Genomic DNA, 21,412 nt, shown 5'->3' with positions numbered 1-21,412 from the left:
TCGCGATGGGATCCAGCTCGTGGGTTTCCCACCGCGCCGCGGACCCTACTCCTTTCGGTCGCTGATGGTGGTAAGCCACCCCTCGATCGCGTCAATTGGTGGGTTTCCGCTGGTGAGCCGCCTGCTGGGCCGAACGGGTGTTCCACCCTGGGATTCCCCCGTGGGAATTGCAAAACGAGACTTCCCGGAGCGACACTTGCAGGACAAGGCCGGAGCAGGCCCGGAACCCAGGACGACCCAGGACAGTGAGGACGCACCAGGACGACGACAGGGACCGGACCGGCCGACGGCGCCGAGGGGAAGGAATCGCCATGTTCGTCGTGCTGAGACCGGGTGTGCTGATCAAGGTGCTGGCCGCCACCGCCTTCGTGGCCTTCCTGCTCTACCTGTTGCTCGGCGGCCTCGCCTCGGGCCCGGCGGGCTCATCCGGCCCGCCGCCCGCCGCTCCCGCCGCCGGCGGCAGTGACCTGCTCGCGCGGACCGTGCCGACGCCGTACGTCGTGGCCGGGACGGGCAAGAACGGCCTCAACGTCCGCTCGTGCGCGGCCGCGACCTGCCGCCGGACCGGCTGGGTCGCCGAGGGCGGCACGTTCGAGGCGGAGTGCTGGACGCACGGCACGCCGGCGTCCGCGGACGACCGGTGGCTGCGTGGCACGGTCGCGGGGCACGCCGGCTACGCGGCCGCGCACTTCCTCCGCGGCAGCGGGGCGCCGGAGTGCGGAACGAGCGCCGCGCGCCGGATGTGAGGGTGCGCGCTCACTCGCCGCGCATCGAGCGGCGGATCTCGGCCAGCCGGTCCTTGGCCGCCTGGTCGCGGTCGGCGATCTGCTTGTCGAGGGTCTCGGCGGTGTTCTCGGTGCCGAGACCGGCGACGTCGACCGAGCCGAGCGACGTGGTGTACCGGTTCTCGATCTTGTCCCGGACGAAGTCGAAGCTGGGCACCCCGCCCTCGCTGTAGTCCGGGTCCGGCAGCGGCGGCGACGGGATCGCCAGTGCCGCGGTGGGGGTGTCGTCGACGATCTCGCCCTCGACCACGTTCGGGTCGCCGTCGGGTGTGCTCATCTCCCGACCTTAGCGCCGGTGTGGGCAGTCCGGCCGCGATCAGTGGGTAATTCGGCCGTGGACCGGTCCGGCGCGGTGGGGAATTCTCGATGCGCACAGCCGGTGTCCGGAGGGAGCAGACCATGAGTGCCGGGGCCTACCACGCCGAAACGGCGGAGATGGGAACGATCGCCCACGCGGTCGAAGACGTCGGGTCGTCCTTCCTGTCGGCCACCCGCGACCTGGAAGGCCTGGTGCTGGACGCGTTGTCGTTCGCCGGGATCGGCAGCGGCGTCGCGGCCGCGAACTCGGCGCTGCACTCGACGCTGGGCAGTGCCCTGCAGAAACTCCTGCACCTCCTGACGAACGTGAACCAGAACGTCCGGACGGCCGCGGACGGATACCGCGCCGCCGACTCCGACGTCGCCCAGGCCTACGGCGGCGGGCAGAGCGGGGGCGGCGCCGCCGCGGCAGCCGCGCCGCAGCAGCTGGACCCCCGGGTCGTCGACTCGATCATGCGGTCCGAAGGCGCGACGGGCGAGCAGGGCGGCGTGCCCGAGGCGTACGGCTTCCGGCAGAACATGCACAACGGCTACGACCGGATCATCGCCGCGCGCGAGGAGTACGGGATCGGCAGCGCCGAGGAACGCGCGGTCGTCGCCGACCTGATGACCGCGAACGCGCGCACGGCGGGCGCGCTCAACTTCACCGATCCCGGCACCCAGGCCGCGATCATGTCCGGCGCGCACATGCGCGGCGCCGGCGGCGTCCGCGCGATCCTCAACCACATGGCGGGGGAGGACATCGTGCGCAGTTCGCGGACGCTGGGCGACGCGACCATCCAGCACGTCCAAGGGCTGACGCCGGAGCAGTTCCAGCAGGAGTTCCGCGACGCCCGCGTCGAATACGACCGGCAGATCTACGGCGGGACGAACACCACCCAGGGCGGGCACACGCAGAACTGGTGGGACCGCTACGGCACCGGCCTGACCCGCCGCTATGACCGCGAGCAGGCCGAATTCCTCGGGCTTTCGCAACCGCAGCATTGATTTTTCGGTCCTGCGGGTTCGAAGATCGCCCGAGTGGGCACTCTCTTTGTGTAGCCGAACGACAACGGGAGGCACACGATGAACCGGAGGATGATCGCACTACTGGGCGGGGTCGCCGCGATGGCGGGGACCGTGGCGTTCGCGGGAACGGCCGAAGCGGCGCCGACGCCGTGCAGTGCCGAAGCGAAAGCCTGCGTCCAGCGCAGTTCGAATACCGCGTGGCTGACCGACGGCGCCGGGAACGTCACCTACGGCGGCGTCCCGATCACCGTGGGGCTGCCGAAGTACCCGACCCCGCTGGGGAAGTTCCACGTGCAGTACAAGGACATCGACCACTACAGCAAGCAGTTCAACGGGCCGATGCCGTACTCGGTGTTCTTCACCAACACCGGGGTCGCGTTCCACCAGGGCAGCCTGAAGGTCAAGTCCCACGGGTGCGTACACCTTTCGCACGATTCCGCGGTGACGTTCTACAACTCGCTGCACCCGGGTGACGTCGTCGAGGTCGTGCCCTGATCCGTCCAAACCGGACGATCGAGGAGCGCGCCGGTGACGGCGCCGAACACCAGGTGATCCAGGATCTGCGGCCCGCGTGGCAACGCCCGCACGGCGGGGTACGCGCGGGCCGCGATCCCGAGGTCCAGCGCCGCGATGGCCAGGCCCGCGATTGCGCCGCCGCCGGCCCTGAGCCGGTGGTGCCGGGCGATCGCGGCGAGCACGCCGGTCCAGGCGGCGGAGACGACGACGTGCGCGATCAGCCCGGCGGCGACGCCGGGCCGGGTGCGCCGTCCCGGCAGCAGGGTGCCCGCCGCGCGGGTGGCCGCCAGGACGTCACGGCCGGTGAGGAGCGCGTGGGCGGTCGACGGTATACCGCTCACCACGGCGGCGACGGCCCCTGCTCGAGCCGGTGTCATCCGGCCAGGTACGCCGCCACCCGGATCCGCAGGCCGCGGACGCGGGGGAGCGCGATGCTGAACGCCCGCGCGGGCCGGTAGCCGGGCCACGGGCCGCCGTGGGCGCAGGGGCCGGCGAAGTAGACGAAGCCGTCTTCGTCGTCGTAGTGGCCTGGAGACCAGACGGCCGCGTCACCCGCGTGCCGGTCCGGGCACTTGGCCCGGGCGATCCAGTAGACGTCCTTCTTCATGACGTGGCGCAGTTGCGCCGCGAAGCCCGCCAATTCGGCTTCCGGCAGGCCGAGACCGCGTCCGCTCCACACTCGTGGCGTGCGTTCCGGCGTGCGGGCGGGGCAGCCGAAGGTGACCGCGGCAGCGGTGTACCGCCGGGTCCAGCGCGGGTTTTTCGGGGCCGGTGCGGCGAAAGCGGGTCCGCCGGTGAGTTCCAGCGTCATGGGGGAACGATAGTCGATCAAGTGGCGCCGGGTACCGCCGCGCGGGTGTCGATCATTGCTCACATAGTGTATACAGTATCCAGTAGGCTGACGAAGGAGGCCGCTGTGTACACAGTCATCAACCCGGCGACGGGTGAGCTGGTCGACGAAATCCCGAACGCGGCCGACGAGGAGGTCCGCGACGCGATCGACCGGGTGCACCGCGGGTACGCGGCTTGGCGGGCCCGGCCGGTCGCCGAACGCGCCGCGATCGTGCGGCGCGCGGGGGAGCTGTTCGCCGAGCGCGCGGACGAGCTCGCCGCGATCATGACGCTGGAGATGGGCAAGCGGATCAACGAAGGCCGCGGCGAATTGGGCGTCGTCGCCGACATCTTCCGGTACTACGGCGAGCGCGGCCCGGACCTGCTGGCGGACGAGCCCCTGGCCATCCGCGGCGGCGAGGCGGTGCTGACGAAGGAGCCGATCGGGGCACTGCTGGGCGTGATGCCGTGGAACTTCCCGTGTTACCAGGTCGCCCGGTTCGTGGCGCCGAACCTGGTGCTGGGCAACACGATCCTGCTCAAGCACGCGTCGATCTGCCCGCGTTCGGCGGTCGCGATCGAGGCGGTGCTGCGGGACGCCGGCGTGCCGGCGGACGCGTACGTGAACGTGTTCGCGTCGAGCCGCCAAGTTCCGTGGATGCTCGCGGACCCGCGCCTCGCCGGGGTGTCGCTGACCGGCAGTGAGCAGGCGGGCATCTCGGTGGCGGCCGAAGCCGGGCGCAACCTCAAGAAGTGCGTCCTGGAACTGGGTGGCTCGGACCCGCTGATCGTGCTGGACACCGACGACCTCGACGAGACGGTCAAGATCACGGCGACGGCCCGGATGCGCAACTGCGGCCAGTCGTGCAACGCGCCGAAGCGCATCATCGTGCTGGGCGGGTGGTACGAAGAGTTCACCGACCGGTTCGCCAAGCGCGTGACGGAGTACTACGTCCCGGGCGACCCGGCCGACCCGTCGACAACCCTGCCCCCGCTGGCCTCGAGCGCGGCGGCGGACGAGGTGTCGGCCCAGATAGAGACGGCGATCCGCGAAGGAGCAACGCTGCGCGCGGGCGGCCACCGCATCCCGGGCCCGGGCGCGTACGTGGAGGCAACGGTCCTGACGGAGGTGACGCCCGAGATGGCGGCGTACCACGAGGAGATCTTCGGCCCGGTGGCGCTGCTGTTCCGGGCGGAGACGGAGGAAGAGGCGGTCGCCCTGGCCAACGACACACCATTCGGGCTGGGGGCAAGCGTGTTCGCAGCCGACCGAACCCGGGCGGCTCGCGTGGCGCGGAGGATCGAGGCGGGAATGGTGTACGTGAACAAGTCGGGCGGGTCGGAGGCGGACCTGCCGTTCGGCGGGATCAAGCGGTCGGGCATGGGACGCGAGCTGGGGCCGTTGGGGATCGAGGAGTTCATGAACAAGAAGCCCATCCGCCTCTGACCTGCTGTTTTGTTGCGTTTGGCCCGCCAGGCCGTCGTCAGGCCGTCTCGGAATCCTGGGCCGTCTGCTCCGGCCGGCGGGGCTTGAACACCTTGTTGGTAGCCGCCCGAGCCCGCTTGTGGCTCGACGGGACGAGGTGCGTGTAGATCCGGAGCGTGTATCCGGGGTCGTGGTGACCCAGGTACTCGGCGACTTCCTTGATCGACACGCCGTTGGCGAGCATCGTGGACGCGAAGAAGTGCCTCATGGCGTGCATCCCGTCTCGCCGTTCGACGTAGTCCAGTCCCGCGCTCGCGAAGGCCGGCCGCCAGACGTGGTATGCGAAGTTGGCGCCCTTGATCACGTTCCTGATCGGCTGGCCCGCGTAGACGCTGCGCTTCGTCGTCCGGCCGATCAGCACGCGCACGGTCTCGGGCCGACCACCCGGTTCGAGCCAGGGGAGCGTCAGCGTGACCGGCTCGAAGGTGGCCATGTAGTCGTCGATGTCGTTGAGCACGCCTTGCCCGAGCGGCACCACACGCGTCTTGCCACCCTTCGGAGGTGAGAACACCGGCTGAGTGCCGATCCACCGGATCTGACGCTGAACGTTGACGATCATCTCGTCCCGGTCGACGTCATCCGGACTGAACCCGAAGATCTCCATCTGCCGTAGGCCGAGCCCGGCCCCGAGCGGCACCGTGACGGTGTACTCGGCGGGCAGGGCGAGCCGCACCGCGCGGACCCGGCTGTCCGGCCACGGGATGACCTTCCGCTGGACGGGCTTGGGCCGCTTGATGCTCTTCGCCCGGCAGGGGTTCGCCCGGATCTTCTTATCGTCGTAGGCCGCCTGGAGGATGGCGGATACGGTGTCGAAGAGTACCGCGCGAGTGGACGCCATCAGGCCGCGTCCGCCTCGCTCTTCGGCCGTTCCAACCAGTCGAGCCAGTCCCGAATGGTGTCGGTCTTCGCAGCCACCTTGAGTGGCTTGTCGCCGAGGAACGGGAAGATCCCGGTCTTGAGGTGGTTGCTCACGGTCTGCCGGGTCCCCGCGTCGGCGGACTGGCCCTTGCGCCACTGGGCCGTGTAGTCGCGGAACTTCTCTTCGCCGGACTCGGCCGAGATGTACTCACCGGCGAGCACGTCGTGTTGCATCTTGGTCAGGAAGGTCTTGGCCTTCGTGAGTTGCTTGTCCGGAAAGGACTTACTGCGTTCGTTGCCTTCGGGGTCGTAGTAGCGGACCTTGTACCGGTCGCCCTTGCCGAACAGTTCGGTCTTCTCGCGGACCGGATGACCCTTGGCATTGAAGACCGGCTTACCCTCCGCGTCCTTCTTTTGCCGCCACCACCTGTCTTGCACGTGGCCTTTCATGAACTCGCCTTTCTCTTGCTGTATAGGAAAAATCGCCTACCCCATGCCTCTTGGTGGAGGCATGGGGTAGGTCCTCGTCGTGGGTAGTTGATCGCTATGCGGCTTCTGTCGATCCGTTCAGCGTGTCGAGCCACCGGCGCACCGTCTCCGGGTCGTACCGAACGTGCTTTCCCAGCCGCAGCCACTGCGGGCCATAGCCCTTGAAACGCCAGTCCCGCAGCGTCTTCACGGGTATGCCGAGGAACGTGCTCAGATCATCCGGAGTCCACAGTCCCTCGACGCTGACGACCTTCACCTGTGCTTCCATTGCTTCCCCCTTTGTCATGCAGCGAGTCCAGTTGCCGAAGTTTCTGGAGGTCTCTCCGCTGCCAGTAGCGCCCGGTCGTACTCGGCCTTCCACGTGATCCGTTCCGCGATCGCACGCATTACCAGGTGCGGCCGGGGCGGGACCTGCGGATCGCCGGGCTCGACCTTCCGCCAGACCTGCTGTGACCGGTCGGTCTCCGGCTTCTCGATCCCGACCGCCGCGAGCGCTTGCAGCACGAACGTTCGCCGGTCGGCCTTGTGATCCACCAGCGTCTTACCCGACCACTTCCGGGAGACCAGCACACGGCGGCCGGGCAGCCCGAGCGTCGTCCGGCGGTGAGCCCGGCCCTGGCAGTGCCCGGGGGTGGTCTTGCCCGTGACGCCCTTGGGCTGGACGCCGTAGAGCAGCCAGACCGCGCAGCGCGGCGAACACGGCGTGACCGACAGCTCGGCATGGAGCCGGTCGTGGTGATCGGCCTGCGACGCGCTGTCCGCCTCGACCACCTCACCCGTGGATTTCGTGAGGTACTTGGTCAGGTAGCCGATGTGACGGCCGGCCTCCTCAGTGCCGCCGAGGATGCCCTTCGAGTGCACCTGACGCCCAAACGTGACGACGTGCGCCGGGCACTCAACCGCCTCTATCGCGTCGTCCCAGCGGGTCAGCGGCTGACGCGTTTCCGGGTCGACGAAGCCGGTGTCCGGGCCGTCCCACACTGGGCGCCGGTCGGCATAGACGATCTCGTCATGCGCCGGCCACCAGACCTGGTGATAGGTGGCTTCGGTGACCTGGCGGATCACGTCGTGCGGCACCGAGCCCCGAATAGCGGCGTGCAGGTGCGGAGCGGCCCGACGCTGCGGCTCGACCGTGGCGAAGTACTGCGCATCCCAGCCGACAACCCGCCGCAGGTTCTGCCACCACCGATCCACCAGCGCCGAGAAGTGCACCGCATCCCGAGCAGCCCGCCGGTAGTCATACCGGGACGGGTCGACCGGGGCACCGTCGCCACGAACCGGCCCGTAGGTGTCACAGGTCAGCGTCACGAACATCGACGGCCGGAACTTCCCCGCGAACTCCCGGCCGACCGTCGTCTTCGCGACCTTCCGCCGAGGCAGGTTCGGAGCGTCCTGCCGCCGCTTGGTCGACCGTTTCACCGCCCGCTTGGTCGGCACGTCGAGGGCGGGCAGCCGGCCCCGCATCCCGAGTTGCCGAAGTTCCGCATCAACCCCGGCGACCTCCTCCCGCAACTCCTCGGCCTCGGCCTGGTCGTGCTCGACCACCTCCCGGTAAGCCGCCACCAGGTCCGCCCGGTAGGTCAGCAGCTCCGTGTGACCCTCGGACGGCGGAGCCGGGGTGAGATCGGGCTCTTCGGTCAGGTGCCAGCCCTCACGGCACTGGGCCTGCCGCAGCGCCTTCGCCTTCCGCGCACACGGCAGGCACACCGATTCCACGGTAGAGCCGCAGGGGACCGGGACGTAGCGGAGTTCGCCGGTCGCGGTGTCGCCGACCTCCATCGTGAACGGTCGTACGCAGACCCCGTGCTTCTCGGCCGTCGCCCGGATGACGTCGGCGGCCAGCGGTGTCCGCATCCGTTCGGCGCGTGTCTCGGTCATCAGGCCGCCACTTCCCCGGGCGTCGACCAGCCGCGCAGCAGGTAGACGGGCATGTCCTGCTTTGCCCCGGCCGGGAGGTCGGGGAACGTGCTCGGCTCGAACCGGACCACGCCGAACACCGCGACGGGGATGCCGCAGGGTGTCCGGCCGGTGATCGAGATGTGCACCCACTTGCCGTCGACCAGCCGCCACAGCCGGGCCGAGACGTCCTCGAGCGTCTGGCTCCACACCAGCAACGCCCGAGCGACCTTCGCGAGGCCGTCGACGTCGAGTTGGACGGTGATCGGGCTGGACCAGGCGTTGACGTCGACCGAGGCGGCCGGCGGCAGCTGGTGGGAGTCGAGGTGATCGCGGATGGCGTCGAGGAAGATCATCAGCCGGTTCACGCGGCCACCCCCTCGCCGCCGTGTCGCAAATCCGCGACACCCCCATTGGTCACGTACGCCTCCAGCGCCTTCACGGTGCCGTCGGAGACCCACCCGGCCCGGATGCGCAGCGGTTCGCGGATGCCTTCACCCCACACGTAGCCCACGCCGGCCTCCGAATCACCGATCCGGTTCGCCCACGCCCCACGCTCATACGCGCCGTCACCGAGGACCATCCCGACGTGCGTCTTGGACGTCACGCGCAGGCACACGCGTCGGGTGAACAGCTCGCGGACCGGAACGGTGTCCTTGGTCGGTTCTTGGACATAGCCACGGACCGAGATACCCAACGCCCGCCCCTGGGTCGTCAGCAGCGCGACACGTTCCACAATGGCCTCACGGGTCTTGCGGTCCGTGTACTTCGTCAGCGCGCCGATCTCGTCGAACTCCAATAGCTCCAACGGATACTCCGTCGACACCGGGACGGTCCGCAGCCGACCGGCGAAGATCCGCTTGCGGGATTCCATCTCCTCCACCAGGCCGTCAAGCAGCTCGACCGCGTCCTTACCACCAACCGCGTACCGGGTGAAGATGCCGCGCCCGTAGGCCAGTTCCATGCCCTTGGGGTCAATGCCGGACATGCGTACCACCCCGGCCCGGATCGCCGAGGCCGCCGCGACCAGCGGGCACCACATCACCGAATTCTTGCCCGCCCCGGAGGCACCGGCGGTCAGGCAGTGCGCACCCGAGCCGAGCAGCGGGACGCGCCAGTCACGCCCGTACTCGGTCCGGCCCGCCCAGACGTTGCGCAAGTCCACACCGGACAAGTCGACGCCATCGGGGACCTGAGGGCCGGCCACTCCGCCGCCGAGCAGGTCACGCCGCTGGAAGTCGATCGACACCACGTTCGGTGCCAGTTCACGGACCTGGCAACGAGCGACCTTGCGCGCCACCGCCAAGGCCCGGGCAGCGTTGTCGAAGTCCTCCGGCTTCTGGCCAGCCACCAGTTCCACCCGCACCTCATCCCACGACGCGCCGGAGCGGACGCCGAGCACCTTCGGCATCCGCGCGTTCGGCCGGTTCGACGTCGAGCGGGACAGCGCGCGTCGGCGACCGACCAGGTTCACGTTCACCACCACCGGCAGCGCCTCGTCCCGCACCGATAGACCGCAGGCGTGCAGCCACCCGGGCAGCTTCCGGCCGTAGACGGCCCACCGCACCCACCAGGAGCGCAGGAACCGCCAGCACCACTGATCGAACGAGACCGCGTCGATCACCCACCACGCCACCACGACGCTGCCCACAGTGATCGCCAGGGAGAGCCAGCCGAACAGCTCACACCAGGCGTAGACCGCGACCACGGCGAGGCTCGTCCGCCACCGCGTCACGACCTGCGCGAGCATCCAAACCACGGCCTTGCACAGCCACCACAGCGCCACGAACACCACGGCCGCCGCAGCCAACGCTTCCAGAATCGACGCCAGGGCACGGCCGACCTTGTGCAGCACCCACACACCGAGCCCCAGCCCAGCCAGGGCCATCACCGCGAAGCCGGGAGACATCACCGACCACCCCGCTTCACCCGCAGGTCCAGCGGCAGCATCCCCAAACAGGGAGCGCACTGGGTCTCGCCGGGCAGCAGTTTGGCGAATCGTTTGCAGGAGGCGCAGCGCGTTCGGGTGACCCCCGTTGACGCTCGCCCGTTGTCATCGTTTAGCGTTGTCATTGTTCACTTCCGCTGGTTGTGGACAGCGCAGGAGCGGCAAGGTTGGTAGCCAGGTTCCGCTTCTGCGCCTTACGGATCACACGCACCCGCAACAGGACGTGCTTCATCGCCGCACGTCATAGCGTGCGTTTTCGCTTTACTGTTGACTTTTTGGTCGTCTACATGCGATTAATCGGCGGACTTGCCTTCCGCTTGCAGTTCGGCCGAGATCTCACCCGCCTGCCGTTCCTCGTATCCGGCCCAGTACAGCGCCTCGTGGTGGTGGCCCCGGTCGACGTCTGCGATCGCTTTGTACAACCGCGCGTTGCCGAGCCGGAACGCCAGCCACGCTGACGGGTTCGCGTTGTTCGGCGGTCGGCGGTCCATCACGACCTCGTGGGCCTCCCGCAGCGTCTTCGGCTCACCCTTCGCCACGATCACGCCTCCCCGCGCGGGCTTCCAGCAGCACCGCCAGTTCCTCGGCGTGGTCGCGGAGCCGGCGAAGGAACACCGCGCATCCCGTCCAGGCGGTCTGGTCCTCCGGCGGCACCAGCGTCACCACGCACAGCCCACCGGCCAGCACCAGAACCGGCGGATGTGACGCGCCCGTCCCGGTCTCCTCCACCGTCACCTCGGTACCCGGCCCCACCGTCCACCGCAGCCCCAGCCCGTCCCACGTTGCCGTCATGCTCTTCCCAATCCCGGGCCAGGTCGGCGAACCCCTCGGCCGCCGACTCCAGCGCAGCCACGCACCACCACGGCAACCCGCGCGCCTGCGCCAGCTCGTGCCACGCCCGCGACACCCGCCGAGCAGCGTTCGCCGTGTTCGTCGCACTCATCGGCGACAGCACCGCACGGCCGTGTTCCCACGCGGCCATGTAGTCCCGATACGCCCGCTCCCACGCCTCTACCTGCTCGCGGAAGCCCATCGCTGTCACGCCGCCTTCGGCGTCTCACCGGTGCCGCCGGACCGAGACGTCTTCGCGTTGCTGTTGGCCTGCTTGAAGCCGGTCGCCCGGAACACGTACGACTGGTACTTGAACTCGCCCTGCCCAGCCACGCGCGGTTCCGCCGTCAGCCCGTCCAGCTCGATCGGTCGCATTCCGGGCAGCGCCTCCGAGGTGGTCGGCACCGGCTGCACGTCGGCGAGAAGCGTGATCTCGAACGACGCCCGCTTCGCGCGGGTCTCGGCCGGGTCGGTGACCATGACCTTCCACTGCCGCTTGCCGGTCACCTCGTCGACCCGCTGCCTGACCGGACGATTGGCGGCCCGGTCCTCACGCGACTGGTACTCGTTGTCCGGCGACACTTCGCCCACCATGACCAAGCCCTGCGGAAACGCGTGGTCGAAGTCGATGTCGAACCGGTGTCCCTTGTCGATAGCCATGCTGAATTCCCTTTACTGGTATGGGTTTCTTCGCGCTCAGTCGCGCTCTTCCGACCACTGGTCGCCGAGAGGAGAGGAGTAGGTGCGGGTGCGGTTCTGCGTCTCGCACCACTCGCCGAACTCGTTCGCGGCCACGGCGAGGCTCCGCGCGAACCGCGCGGTGTCCATCAGGCCGCCGATCCGAGCCGGTACCTGGATCATGATCGCGGTTTCATCGCCCCCGGCCACCAGTTGGCGGACTCCCGGGGAAGGTGACACGACGGCAGCGCCGTATCCGACGAGGGGCTGAATCACCACGTGAATGCCCATGTGCTCTCCCGATGTCTCGGCTTTCGCGCGTCCGATCGGGCGCGCTGTGATCAGGAGACACCCGCGTGGGAGAGATCACCCGGACAAACTGTCCGGGTGGGTTCTAGCGGTCGGCCGGAACGGCCTTCTCGATCGCGTCCAGCATGGCTGACCAGGGCAGATCCCGGCCAGGAGCGGACCGTGGTTCGTGCAGCGGCCAGACGTCATCACCGTAGAGCAGGTCCACGCCAACGCGCCGCAGGTTCTCGATGTGCATGGTCCAGAACGGCTGACGCGCGTGGGCCGCGTTGACGCGCGGGAACACGATCACCGGCAGGTTCAGCGTCCCGATCGCCTCGTTGACCTGCGTCAGCGCCTGGTTGTCGGCGATGCCGAGGGACATCTTCGCGACGAAGTTCGCCGAGGCCGGCGCCACTAGGTAGCAGCTCGGGGCCGGGTGCGGGCTCTTCTGCGACGGCGAGCGGGGCTCGACCCGCACCGGGTAGCCGGTGGCCTGCCCGATCTCGTCGAGCTGCCCGGTCTCGGCCAGCCAGCGGCCGGCGGTGGGGGTCAGGGTGACCGCGACGGTCCAGCCTGCTTCCTGGGCAGGCTTGATCAGGCGTGGAAGCAGGTGTTCGACCCCGCCGGCCCCGGAGGCGACCAGCCCGAGAACTCGAGACATGCGGCTACCTCACCGCGCCGCAGCGCTCAGCCAGCGCGAGCAGCGCCGAGGACTTGCCAGCCGTGGCCGGGGCACGCCGGTACATGGACCGCACGACCTCCCGAACCATCGTGTTGTGCCGGACGATGGTCGGCGACTTCTGCTCGGCCTCCAGGAGGACCTGTAGGGCGTCGTCGTCCTTGGCGAGCAGGCTGAGTGCACGGGCGAAGTCGATCAGGTGCGTGACCTGGCGTTCCACGGGCAGGTGGTCGACGTTGACGCGCGGAGCAGTCTCGATCACCTGGCTGACGTCGCCGAGGTCCAACGCGGCTGAGAGCCGGTGCAGCTCGACGTTGGCCGGCCCGAACCCGGTCTGCCAGTAGTTCGCGTCCACACCCAGCTGGTCAGCGGCGGTTTTCGCGTGTCCGAGGAGGTCGTTCGCGGTAGTCCGGTCCTGGTGACGCGCCGCCGCGACAGCCGTACGGAGGTAGAGCATCCCGTACAGGCTCAGCGCGGCAGGATCACCTTCGGCCATCCTTGGCAGCAGCCACTTCGCCGCGACGTCGCCCAGCTCAAGCGCGTCATCGAACCGACCCACGGCCAGGAGCGCGTGCGTGCCGGAGCGTGCGGCGGAGGCCAGGACCAGTGGGTCGTCGGAGTCGTCCGCCGCCTGCATAGCGCGTTCGGCCGCGATCCAGGCGAGGTCAGCCTCACCGATCTTGCTCAATGTCGTCGCGGCCAGATGGTGCACCCGTGCCGAGATCGCCGCGCAGGCCCGCTTGTACCCGGCATCATCCGCTGAGGCAGCCTCCATCGCCTGCGTCGTCTTGATCAGCCCAGGCAGCGCGGTCACGACCCGCCCCAGGTCACCCTTCTGGTAGCTCGACCAGGCACCCTCGACCAGTTGCCGAACAGGCTGCGGGTCGATGTACTCGGGCGACATGGCCGAGGAGAACAACGTCCGCGACAGCCGGCGGGGAGCCATCAGCGCGTCCCGGATCGCCGGTACGTCGTCGTGCTTGTCCTGCTCTTCCATCAGCACGGGTTCGCCGAGCAGGTCACCCAGCGTCACCCGCAGCGCTCGCGCCAGGTCGGCCAGCACGTCCAGCCTGCGGATGTCCCGCTCACCACGCTCGATCTTGCTCAACCAGTCCTCGGTACGGCCCACCAGGTCAGCAAGAACCGCCTGCGACAGCCCACGCCGCCGCCGGTAGAACGCGATCCGCTCACCGATGCTGAGCTGGTCACCCGCACCACGCATGACCTCAGATTACAGCCTGGGGCGAAGTCGACCCTGCCGCCGGCTGCACACCACAACCGTGTCCGGCGGTGCCCTGCCTGCTTCCTCTCATCTGCTCCGCCACGACAGCTCACGTCGAGCAGGAAGCTGAGCTGTTAGACATCGCGGCGAACCGGCCGATGGTCCAGATTGCACAGACGCTTCTCGTTGTAGACGGATTTGGTGCCAAAGACGATCTCAGTAGAGACAGCCCAGATCCTGTTCCGGGTCGACCGATACGAACTTCGCTACGTTATGGAGATTCGTTAGAGTCCTTCTGTCTTGGACTCTTCCAGTTGGCGCGCCGCTCCTCCTTCTCGGCCTTCGCTGTTCGAAGCTTAGCTTTGTCAGACAATTTGAGTACTTCAGCAATTCCAAGCGTACGTGCCGCATCGCGAAGCTTGTTGCGATGCGTACGATCAGCATCTACGAAGTCGACTGCTCGGCCCGCCCATACGAACGAATAAGCCAGGAAGTGAACCCACATTATTGTGTCTGTTTCGGCAGGTTCGAGACGCAGTGCAGAAATATTCTGTCTGTCTTCTGTGGGAACTACGTAACTATCGATGATTCTTGAACTTGGGTGGGAGTACCAGCTCATCAAGCGGTAGTACGCGTATGCGTCTACGCCACCAGGCTCTAGATCGCGACAGAGCTGCTCAAAGTTTCGTGCCTGCGCCTTGGAAGATGTCCGGAGAAGTTCCGCGTCTGCGGCGGGAAAATCTTGTGCTCCTGAACGCAGCACTTCTGATCGAGCGTTCAGTAGTGTCCTAATTGCGATTTCTCTGCTGTGAACGTCGCGGTTCAGAAGTGCCTCTGCTCCATCGATATTCTGCGCAATCCAATGCGAGGTTAGAGCCGATTCATATGACATACGTATCAACGGCATGGCTTCCAGGGTTGCGCCCGAGGTGCACATCGTGAGAGCCTGCTCGCCAACACGATAAGTGTGTGCGACAAGTCCGTGTACCGATAGGAACTTCATGAGACCAGGATTCGTGCGACGGTCTCGATAGCGCATCTCGCTATCTTTGCGGGTTTTCCAGAGTGCAATCAAATCTTGGCAAATATCTAAGATCTTCACATTGCTGAACTGGTCGCTCATGTGGTCCTTCGCCGGCTGCTGTGTTTGGATTTCGGTTAATCTTGAATGGGGTTTGGGTTCTCTCCGGCGGCCAGGTCTTCGTCGATCAGGGCGAAATTCCCTTCGCGGTAGCGCAAGACCTCCCCAATTAGTAGATACGTCTGAATTATGCACATATCTGCCTCGTCGGCTGTAATATCAGCATGAACCCCTTTGCTGCTAAGTTCATTCAGGTTTGTAAGCCGCCTGCCAAGGCTTTCAAGCGTTGCGGAGACAACCTTTGCGGACCCGTGAGGCCCAATAGTTTCGGTGATGTATTGCAGCAACCGGCCGATATATTTCTCGGCGTTGAGTATTCGCTCTTTGCCGTCGAATCCCTTGACGGGTTCCTTCTTGGGCGGATAGACGAGGTCGGCGACAGTCTTGATTATCCTTCTGCAGGAAGTGAGCGCGTGTGATCGAGCTTCAATGTCACCCTCTTGTAAACGCTTGTACGCCGCTTGGAACTGTTCAAGTGGCTCGGGCGCAAGTTCGGCAAGCTTCGAATCGACGAACGTGCGCGCCCGCTCAAATATGTCTGATGATGTTCGACCTAAAAGAAGTTGCGCTTCGGTTCGAACCAGAAATAGGTAGATGCGGTCTTCGATGCGAGAGAGAATTGACTCAACTTCCCGGAGATGTTCTCGCAATGTGAGCGCATGATCTCTGTTGCTTTTTGACATGACGTAAGTGTCTTGAGGGTGCATTCCGGCGGGAGTCGCGAGCATGTCCAACGTCTCACGCATGTCTTGTGCCGAAATCTCAAGCTCTCGGACTGAGCTAGGAAGTACGTTAGAATTCTTATCGGCGCCAATCTTACGCCCAGTGAAGTAAATTTGAGCGGCGCGCAACGTCGAGTCGTCTTCATCTCCGGTGGCATTGATTTGTGCGGATAGCTCAGCGCGCCTCAATACTCGTTCGTTTCGCGATGTTCCAATATGTGAATCTGCCTCCATCTCAAGCCATATGAGCGCAAAAACGTCGTTCCTAAGGGTAGCTATGCGTATCGCCCTTCGGAGCGAAGTGGAAACTCTAACAGATTGGTTCGAGCATGCCTCGATAGCCTCTCTGGTGAGCTCCCGTAAGTAGTCGAGCGTGGTCATTCCTTGCCCCCGCCTTCCGGGCTGGCCTAGTGTTTATTCTCCGTGATCCAGGTAGAAAGTGGACTTAGTCCACCTGTCACGGCCACCCAATTGCTGTGAGCGATCGCCGTTCCAACGCTGGAAGCGGTGAGTGAAGAAAGATTAGTACTCTGCCAAACGTGAATCAAGTCCGCCCAGAATGCTCCTGAATCAATAAGCCTCTTTTCGACTTCTTCGTCGCTGTGGCGATAGCTGTTGAGCAGGCCAACATATTGCTGCTCAAGATTGCTAAGACCCACTTTAGCTAGCTTCTCGCGCGCCTTCGGCTCGTCCGGTGCGTCAACCTGCCAGAGAGTCGAGTCGTACAAATTTACCGAGAATAGCTCTTGTCTCACTGGTTCTTGCCACAGTGGTTCCGGTATTGCGTTGACTGGAAAACCGCGTTGAAATAACCCGGGGACCTGATTTGATAGCAAGTATCCGAGACTGTTTCCCATGCCTGGGATGGTGGAGCCGGTGTACTGAATATGAGCATATTCTGAATTATTGACAGGTAGGTTCGAGCAGAACGGTTGGTAGTTTACTTGTGCATAGTCGATGAAGTCGTCGAAGGTTTGAACGCTGGTCGGCGTGGTCGACCGAAGCAGCCAGCAGATCGTTAGTGCGGATATCTGCTTTGAAGTAAGCTTCCGCGCTGTCTCTATTGCTTCGCCTAGTACGATTTTTTCTAGATCTTCATGCGCAGAGCTCCGTTCGACCAGTAGGTCGACAAGAAGTTTCTTGAGAGAGTCGTTTCCGGACCTGGCATAGTCACGCTGGCTAGCGAGCAATAGATATTGAACATCTGGGTCGGCAGCCGCCGATAGGCTAACCCCGCGGTCTATTGCTTTTTCGATGAACGCTTCCGCTAGGTCGGAAGCCCGGGAAGTGACTGTCTCCTGTGCGGATTGGCTCAATCTTGGAAAGTTGTCCGCGAACAATCGCTGCGCGACTGCGCGGACTTGCTCTGGTGTCGATCCTTGTATGCTTACTGCGATCATGCTATCTCCGGCGGTCTTACCCGCCTGGTCCGCTGTGCTCTCGGATTCAGTTGACATGATCGTCCTCGCGTCAAAATAGTCGCATGCTGCCGAATTTGGCTCTATGGGATCAAGGCGCGCCGCCAGCGGCGGCGCGCACGTCACCGCCCGCGCGGCGGGCTCGCCCGGTCGCGACACGGACGGCCTGCCGCTCCGCTTCGGCCGCCGGTCGCCGGGCGGCCCGCCGGAGGGCCGGCCGCGTACGCGCGCCGCCGAGAGCTGACTGATCCACCCGTCCACATACGCCCAGAGACGTCGCCGAGTCGATCAGTGTTACGCCGGATCAGGCCACGATCAGGTGACCGCTCCCTCGTCAGCGATCGTTTAACACCGGCCGACCGCCATCAAGGGCGCCTACGGCGTCGCTGCGCGATGGTCGCAAGCGCCCACCCTTGACACCGGCCCTCCGGCGCTAACGGCAGCGGGGACGAGGAAGACGGGGGAGGGCTGCCACCAGGCCAGACGGGCACAGGGGCGGCGAGGAGCCAGGCCGTCTACAGGCCGTCAGACGTCCAGACAGACTCGGACGCGACCGGACCCAACAGGCGCAAAAGAGCAGGTCAGAGGCGGTAAGCCCAAGAACGCCCCCAGGCCCACCGACCGCCTGGATAGTTCATGAACAAGAAACCGATCCGCCTCTGACCTGCTGTTGGCATGTCATAACGAATGGGTCAGGAGTGGTATCAACACGGCTGGTGAGCAGGTGATGACCAGGGTGATACCTTCCAATATTATCGTGACCATTTTCGTGTTCATGGCGGGAATTTGATTGTTCCGAAGCAGGGCTCGCCAGGATTCCAGTGCCAAGTTGCAGGTGATCAGCACGGTGGCTCCGGCAGCAAACATCGCTGCCGTCCGAGCATCCAATACCTTCAATATTCCGGCAATGGCACACCACTCTGCCGCGATACCTGCCGCAAAGGCCAGTACGGTATAGATGCTCAGTAGCAGGAGTTCGCGACGTGTCTCGATCTGGGATCCGGCTACCAGTTTATCGGCCCTGTCCTTGGCTTCTTGTGCTGCAATCGTGAGCTTTGCGAAGCTGTCCCTCATTTCAAGGGCGCTGGTGATGCGATTTTGTATCTCGATTTGCTCGCGAAGGTCGTCCGTCGTGTCGAGTAGTGCGGTCGCTTCGTCGAGAGTCTCTTGGGTCGACTTTGTTCTGCGGTTGATTTCATTCAAGAAGTCGAAAGACTCTTTATGGACTTTTTCGATCTCTTTGCCGTCAGGGGGAACCACCACTCGATTAACGACAAAAAGAGCGATGAGGAGAGTGGGAACAACCTGTGCGGCGACAATGCAGAAGTCACGGGCATCTTGCGGCGAAGCAACGACTGGCTCCTTGTTCAGTGGCACATCCCCGATGAGAGACGCTCGACGCAGGGCGGCTCAGCTCTCCCGCCCCCCGAGCAGGACGCGCACCTCCTCGGCCTCCGGCGCCCTCAACTCCGTGTACGCGACCAAAGCCGCTTCCAAGTGCGACACCGCCTCAGCCTCGTTCCCGGCTACCCGGTGCGCCACCCCCAACCCGTGCTGGGCGACAGCGCGCTCCCGAAGGTGACCACTCCGGCGGGCCAGAGCCAACGCCTTCTCATACAACGAAATCGCCTCCGCACCCGTCTTCGTCGCCGCCAGGTCGTTGAGGGCCGTGACCTCCAGGTTCGTGTTGCCGCCCGCCCGGGCGAAGTCCAAGGCCCGGCGGAAGTGCTCGTCGGCTTCGTCGGGACGGCCCAGGCCCGCGTACGCGCTGCCCAAGGCCGCCAGCACCGGGGCGCCCAAGCCCGCCGAGCCGAGGTCCTCCGCTATTCGGCCGCTTCGCTGCAGGTACTCCACCGCCTTCCGGTGGTCGCCGCACCAGCGGTGGTGCTCGCCGATGTTGCACAGCGCTATTCCCTCCAGCAGCGCGTGGCCCGTGCGGCGCGCCGCCGCGAGGGCCAGGTCGTACTGCTCGCGGGCCGCCCGGCGGTGGCCGCGGTGGTCGGCGATCGTGGCGATGCTGTTGCGGGCCATGCTTTCCAGGAGGTCGTCTCCCCGCTCCAACGCCAGGAAAAGGGTTTGCTCGAGCTGCTCGGCGGCCGCGTCGAAGCGGCCGAGGAAGATCAAGCTCTTGCCGACGGCGTGGCCCGCGAATCCCCGTTCCCGGGTGCCCGGGCCGGTCAGCGCGAGCGCGGTCGTGTGCAGCGCGAGGGCCTCGTAATGGTGCGCCCCGACGTACAGGTACCGCCAGAGCGTCGCCGACAGGCGGACCACGTGCCCCGCCAAGGCCGCCGGGGCGCTCGTGGCCAGCGCCACCATCGTCGCCCGCTCGGCGTCCAGCCACGCACGCGCGGCTTCGCCGGACGCGAATAACGGGCGCGGCCCGTTCACGTCGGGCCGCAGGTAGGGCTCGTGCGGTGAGAACCGGTCCATCGCCGCCGACGCCCAGCACAGGTAGTGGTCGAACAAGCGGGTCGACGCCGCGAGGCGGGTGGCCGGGTCGTCGGCCGCCACGAGCTCGGCCGCGTAGAGCTTGACCAGGTCGTGCATCCGGAAGCGGCCCGGCTGGTGCTCCTCCAGGAGGTGGGCCGCGCACAGCACGCGCACGGCCCGGGCGTCGCCGAACAGAGCCGCCGCGGCCGCGCGCTCGATGTCCTCGGTGGGGACCAGCCCCAGCAGGCGGAACGCGGTGGCGGCGCCGACGGAGAGAGACCGGTACGACGCGTCGAACACCGCCCGCAAGCTCGCGGCCAGCTCCCCGGTGTCTAGCGCGTCCAGCCGGCTTTCGCGCAGTTCGGCGGCCAGCGCGGCGAGCCGCCGCTGCGGCTGGGCCGCGACGCGGGCGGCCACGATCGCCAGCGCCAGGGCCAGTCCGCCGCACTGGTCCAGGATCTCCTGCGCCGCCTCGGGTTCCGCGGCCAGCCGAGCCGCACCCAGCTTGTGCGCGAGCAGCTCCCGGGCCTGGTCTTCGTCGAGGGTGCGCAGCGGCAGCGCGCTCGCGCCGTGCGTGGTGAGCAGGCCGCCGAGCTCGTGACGGCTGGTGATGAGAACCGAACAGGACGGCCCGCCGGGCAGCAACGGGGTCACGTGCCGGGTGTCGCGGGCGTTGTCGAGCACTACCAGCAGCCGGCGGCGGGCCGTCAGGCTGCGGTACAGCGCCGCCTGCCCCTCCGGCTCCGACGGGATCGACGCGGACGCGACGCCCAGTGCGCCGAGGAAGCCGCGGACCGCGCGCTCGGCGGGCACCGGTTCGTGGGCCGGGTCGAAGCCGCGGAGGTCGACGTACAACTGGCCGTCGGGGAACCGGCTCGCGTGGCCGGTCGCCCACCGCACGGCCAGCCACGTCTTCCCGAGACCGCCCGCGCCGGAGATCACCGCGACGGCGCCGTCGGGGGTCAGCATCCGGTCGAGGGCGGCCAGTTCGGCGGTGCGTCCCGAGAACGAGGGCGCCGCGGCCGGGAGCTGCCGCGGTTCCGGCCCGGTGTCGCCGCCGGTCAGGATGCGTTCGTGGAGGCTGCGCAGCCGCGGGCCCGGGTCGGTGCCGAGCTCGTCCGCCAGGCGGACCCGGACCCGTTCGTACTCGCGCAGCGCGTCGGCCGGACGGCCGTCGAGGAACAGCGCTTCGATCCGCTGCGCCGCCGCCCGTTCGCCGCCGACGCCGTCCGGGACGGGCTGGGCGAGGACGGCGGCGTGGGCACCCGTGCGCAGCCGGAGGTCGTCGCGGTCCAGCACGGCTGCTTCGCGCTTGCGCTCCAGCTCGCCGCGGACATCGTCCACCCACGGCGAGTCCAGGTCGCTGAGCGGTGTCCCGCGCCAAAGCGCCAAGGCCTCGTCGTACAGCGCCAGCGCGGCGTGGTCGTCCTCCGTCGTCCTCGCCCGCCCGAGGAGGCTTTCGAACCGGTGGACGTCCACCACCAGCGGATCGGCGACGAGGAGGTAGCCGTCACGCCGGCGTTCGATCGCCACGCCGTCCAGTGCGCTCAGCAGCCCACGCAGCCGCGAGACGTACGCGTACAGCGAGTTCCTCGGCTGCCGCGGTGGCCGTTCGCCCCACACCCGGTCGATGAGCCGGTCGACCGGGACCGCCCGGCCGACGTCGAGGAGCAGCACCGCCAGCACGTCACGCTGCCGCGCGTGCCCGATGTCGAGCCGGGTGCCACCGGCCACGACCTCGACGGCGCCCAGCACCCGCAGTTCCACCACGACCGATCCCTCCCAGCCTCAGGCGTAGCGGATCGGCGTCCTCCCGACAAGGTCTGTTCAAGATTTTCCCAATGGCCCCGGCGCACCGTGACGGC

Annotated in this window: 24 protein-coding genes; 4 read left to right on the top strand and 20 right to left on the bottom strand. The window is 66.7% G+C overall.

Annotated elements, in window-relative coordinates:
- Window positions 1-311: 311 nt before the first annotated feature.
- The gene (locus tag ISP_RS30360; RefSeq protein WP_013227718.1) at window positions 312-746 is read left to right on the top strand and encodes a hypothetical protein; all 435 of its coding nucleotides are present in this window, start codon (window positions 312-314) and stop codon (window positions 744-746) included.
- A gap of 10 nt (window positions 747-756) precedes the next feature.
- Here ISP_RS30360 and ISP_RS30355 read toward each other — a convergent pair whose 3' ends face one another.
- Window positions 757-1,062, bottom strand: a complete 306-nt coding sequence (locus ISP_RS30355; protein WP_013227717.1) for a hypothetical protein — start codon at window positions 1,060-1,062, stop codon at window positions 757-759.
- A gap of 122 nt (window positions 1,063-1,184) precedes the next feature.
- On the opposite strand from ISP_RS30355, the gene ISP_RS30350 reads away from it, so the two are divergent.
- Entirely contained in the window at window positions 1,185-2,090 is a 906-nt protein-coding gene (locus ISP_RS30350) for a hypothetical protein (RefSeq protein ID WP_013227716.1), read from the top strand.
- Window positions 2,091-2,168: 78 nt separating this feature from the next.
- Window positions 2,169-2,606, top strand: a complete 438-nt coding sequence (locus tag ISP_RS30345; protein ID WP_013227715.1) for a L,D-transpeptidase — start codon at window positions 2,169-2,171, stop codon at window positions 2,604-2,606.
- On the opposite strand, the gene ISP_RS30340 is transcribed toward ISP_RS30345, so the two are convergent.
- Both ISP_RS30340 and ISP_RS30335 read right to left on the bottom strand, forming a co-directional pair.
- Window positions 2,561-2,968, bottom strand: a complete 408-nt coding sequence (locus tag ISP_RS30340; RefSeq protein ID WP_235204789.1) for a hypothetical protein — start codon at window positions 2,966-2,968, stop codon at window positions 2,561-2,563. The genes ISP_RS30345 and ISP_RS30340 overlap by 46 nt on opposite strands.
- 32 nt (window positions 2,969-3,000) lie before the next feature.
- Window positions 3,001-3,438 (bottom strand): hypothetical protein, encoded by a 438-nt coding sequence (locus ISP_RS30335; RefSeq protein ID WP_013227713.1) that lies wholly within the window; start codon window positions 3,436-3,438, stop codon window positions 3,001-3,003.
- Window positions 3,439-3,543: 105 nt separating this feature from the next.
- Between ISP_RS30335 and ISP_RS30330 the strand changes: the two genes are divergently transcribed.
- Entirely contained in the window at window positions 3,544-4,905 is a 1,362-nt protein-coding gene (locus tag ISP_RS30330) for an NAD-dependent succinate-semialdehyde dehydrogenase (RefSeq protein ID WP_013227712.1), read from the top strand.
- Between the two features lie 37 nt (window positions 4,906-4,942).
- Here the strand turns inward: ISP_RS30330 and ISP_RS30325 are convergent, their stop codons facing one another.
- The 17 genes from ISP_RS30325 to ISP_RS30245 all read right to left on the bottom strand — a co-directional run bounded on the left by ISP_RS30325 (window position 4,943) and on the right by ISP_RS30245 (window position 21,317).
- Window positions 4,943-5,782, bottom strand: coding sequence for a tyrosine-type recombinase/integrase (locus ISP_RS30325; RefSeq protein ID WP_013227711.1), 840 nt, complete (start codon window positions 5,780-5,782; stop codon window positions 4,943-4,945).
- A complete protein-coding gene (locus ISP_RS30320; protein ID WP_013227710.1) occupies window positions 5,782-6,252 on the bottom strand; it encodes a hypothetical protein in 471 nt (156 codons plus the stop codon). Before ISP_RS30320 ends, ISP_RS30325 begins: the two co-directional genes overlap by 1 nt.
- A gap of 94 nt (window positions 6,253-6,346) precedes the next feature.
- Window positions 6,347-6,559 (bottom strand): helix-turn-helix domain-containing protein, encoded by a 213-nt coding sequence (locus tag ISP_RS30315; protein ID WP_013227709.1) that lies wholly within the window; start codon window positions 6,557-6,559, stop codon window positions 6,347-6,349.
- 14 nt (window positions 6,560-6,573) lie between these two features.
- Window positions 6,574-8,169, bottom strand: coding sequence for a replication initiator (locus ISP_RS30310; RefSeq protein ID WP_013227708.1), 1,596 nt, complete (start codon window positions 8,167-8,169; stop codon window positions 6,574-6,576).
- Window positions 8,169-8,555 carry a hypothetical protein gene (locus ISP_RS30305; protein ID WP_013227707.1) on the bottom strand — a complete coding sequence of 129 codons (387 nt, stop codon included), beginning with the start codon at window positions 8,553-8,555 and terminating at the stop codon, window positions 8,169-8,171. Before ISP_RS30305 ends, ISP_RS30310 begins: the two co-directional genes overlap by 1 nt.
- On the bottom strand, window positions 8,552-10,096 hold the full coding sequence (locus ISP_RS30300) for a cell division protein FtsK (RefSeq protein ID WP_013227706.1): 1,545 nt from the start codon (window positions 10,094-10,096) through the stop codon (window positions 8,552-8,554). Before ISP_RS30300 ends, ISP_RS30305 begins: the two co-directional genes overlap by 4 nt.
- Before the next feature lie 332 nt (window positions 10,097-10,428).
- Entirely contained in the window at window positions 10,429-10,680 is a 252-nt protein-coding gene (locus tag ISP_RS30295; protein ID WP_014467377.1) for an AMED_5909 family protein, read from the bottom strand.
- Window positions 10,661-10,927 (bottom strand): hypothetical protein, encoded by a 267-nt coding sequence (locus ISP_RS30290; protein WP_013227704.1) that lies wholly within the window; start codon window positions 10,925-10,927, stop codon window positions 10,661-10,663. Before ISP_RS30290 ends, ISP_RS30295 begins: the two co-directional genes overlap by 20 nt.
- Window positions 10,928-11,173: 246 nt before the next feature.
- Window positions 11,174-11,626, bottom strand: coding sequence for a hypothetical protein (locus ISP_RS30285; RefSeq protein ID WP_013227703.1), 453 nt, complete (start codon window positions 11,624-11,626; stop codon window positions 11,174-11,176).
- A 36-nt stretch (window positions 11,627-11,662) separates the two neighbouring features.
- Entirely contained in the window at window positions 11,663-11,935 is a 273-nt protein-coding gene (locus ISP_RS30280; protein ID WP_034286343.1) for a hypothetical protein, read from the bottom strand.
- 103 nt (window positions 11,936-12,038) lie between these two features.
- Window positions 12,039-12,596 carry a flavoprotein gene (locus tag ISP_RS30275; protein WP_013227701.1) on the bottom strand — a complete coding sequence of 186 codons (558 nt, stop codon included), beginning with the start codon at window positions 12,594-12,596 and terminating at the stop codon, window positions 12,039-12,041.
- Window positions 12,597-12,600: 4 nt separating this feature from the next.
- Window positions 12,601-13,836 (bottom strand): helix-turn-helix domain-containing protein, encoded by a 1,236-nt coding sequence (locus ISP_RS30270; RefSeq protein ID WP_013227700.1) that lies wholly within the window; start codon window positions 13,834-13,836, stop codon window positions 12,601-12,603.
- A 271-nt stretch (window positions 13,837-14,107) separates the two neighbouring features.
- Complete coding sequence (locus ISP_RS30265) at window positions 14,108-14,959, bottom strand: DUF5677 domain-containing protein (protein WP_141748458.1); 852 nt, start codon at window positions 14,957-14,959, stop codon at window positions 14,108-14,110.
- Window positions 14,960-14,994: 35 nt separating this feature from the next.
- Complete coding sequence (locus ISP_RS30260) at window positions 14,995-15,660, bottom strand: hypothetical protein (RefSeq protein ID WP_141748459.1); 666 nt, start codon at window positions 15,658-15,660, stop codon at window positions 14,995-14,997.
- Between the two features lie 446 nt (window positions 15,661-16,106).
- Window positions 16,107-17,099, bottom strand: coding sequence for an LPO_1073/Vpar_1526 family protein (locus tag ISP_RS30255; RefSeq protein ID WP_141748460.1), 993 nt, complete (start codon window positions 17,097-17,099; stop codon window positions 16,107-16,109).
- A gap of 696 nt (window positions 17,100-17,795) precedes the next feature.
- On the bottom strand, window positions 17,796-18,494 hold the full coding sequence (locus ISP_RS30250) for a hypothetical protein (RefSeq protein ID WP_141748461.1): 699 nt from the start codon (window positions 18,492-18,494) through the stop codon (window positions 17,796-17,798).
- Window positions 18,495-18,527: 33 nt separating this feature from the next.
- Window positions 18,528-21,317, bottom strand: coding sequence for an AfsR/SARP family transcriptional regulator (locus ISP_RS30245; RefSeq protein WP_013227699.1), 2,790 nt, complete (start codon window positions 21,315-21,317; stop codon window positions 18,528-18,530).
- Between the last annotated feature and the right edge of the window lie 95 nt (window positions 21,318-21,412).

The sequence above is a fragment of the Amycolatopsis mediterranei genome (genome assembly GCF_026017845.1).
GTDB classification, from domain to species: Bacteria; Actinomycetota; Actinomycetes; order Mycobacteriales; family Pseudonocardiaceae; genus Amycolatopsis; species Amycolatopsis mediterranei.
The sequence above is the reverse complement of the archived record's forward strand: the minus strand, read 5'-3'. Positions and strand labels throughout refer to the sequence as shown.

Excerpts from the sequence above, each read along its gene's own strand:
- ISP_RS30360 (WP_013227718.1), top strand. The coding sequence starts at position 312 with ATGTTCGTCGTGCTGAGACCGGGTGTGCTGATCAAGGTGCTGGCCGCC.
- ISP_RS30355 (WP_013227717.1), bottom strand. The coding sequence starts at position 1,062 with ATGAGCACACCCGACGGCGACCCGAACGTGGTCGAGGGCGAGATCGTC.
- ISP_RS30350 (WP_013227716.1), top strand. The coding sequence starts at position 1,185 with ATGAGTGCCGGGGCCTACCACGCCGAAACGGCGGAGATGGGAACGATC.
- ISP_RS30345 (WP_013227715.1), top strand. The coding sequence starts at position 2,169 with ATGAACCGGAGGATGATCGCACTACTGGGCGGGGTCGCCGCGATGGCG.
- ISP_RS30335 (WP_013227713.1), bottom strand. The coding sequence starts at position 3,438 with ATGACGCTGGAACTCACCGGCGGACCCGCTTTCGCCGCACCGGCCCCG.
- ISP_RS30325 (WP_013227711.1), bottom strand. The coding sequence starts at position 5,782 with ATGGCGTCCACTCGCGCGGTACTCTTCGACACCGTATCCGCCATCCTC.
- ISP_RS30320 (WP_013227710.1), bottom strand. The coding sequence starts at position 6,252 with ATGAAAGGCCACGTGCAAGACAGGTGGTGGCGGCAAAAGAAGGACGCG.
- ISP_RS30315 (WP_013227709.1), bottom strand. The coding sequence starts at position 6,559 with ATGGAAGCACAGGTGAAGGTCGTCAGCGTCGAGGGACTGTGGACTCCG.
- ISP_RS30310 (WP_013227708.1), bottom strand. The coding sequence starts at position 8,169 with ATGACCGAGACACGCGCCGAACGGATGCGGACACCGCTGGCCGCCGAC.
- ISP_RS30300 (WP_013227706.1), bottom strand. The coding sequence starts at position 10,096 with ATGTCTCCCGGCTTCGCGGTGATGGCCCTGGCTGGGCTGGGGCTCGGT.
- ISP_RS30290 (WP_013227704.1), bottom strand. The coding sequence starts at position 10,927 with ATGACGGCAACGTGGGACGGGCTGGGGCTGCGGTGGACGGTGGGGCCG.
- ISP_RS30285 (WP_013227703.1), bottom strand. The coding sequence starts at position 11,626 with ATGGCTATCGACAAGGGACACCGGTTCGACATCGACTTCGACCACGCG.
- ISP_RS30280 (WP_034286343.1), bottom strand. The coding sequence starts at position 11,935 with ATGGGCATTCACGTGGTGATTCAGCCCCTCGTCGGATACGGCGCTGCC.
- ISP_RS30275 (WP_013227701.1), bottom strand. The coding sequence starts at position 12,596 with ATGTCTCGAGTTCTCGGGCTGGTCGCCTCCGGGGCCGGCGGGGTCGAA.
- ISP_RS30270 (WP_013227700.1), bottom strand. The coding sequence starts at position 13,836 with ATGCGTGGTGCGGGTGACCAGCTCAGCATCGGTGAGCGGATCGCGTTC.
- ISP_RS30265 (WP_141748458.1), bottom strand. The coding sequence starts at position 14,959 with ATGAGCGACCAGTTCAGCAATGTGAAGATCTTAGATATTTGCCAAGAT.
- ISP_RS30260 (WP_141748459.1), bottom strand. The coding sequence starts at position 15,660 with ATGTCAAAAAGCAACAGAGATCATGCGCTCACATTGCGAGAACATCTC.
- ISP_RS30255 (WP_141748460.1), bottom strand. The coding sequence starts at position 17,099 with ATGATCGCAGTAAGCATACAAGGATCGACACCAGAGCAAGTCCGCGCA.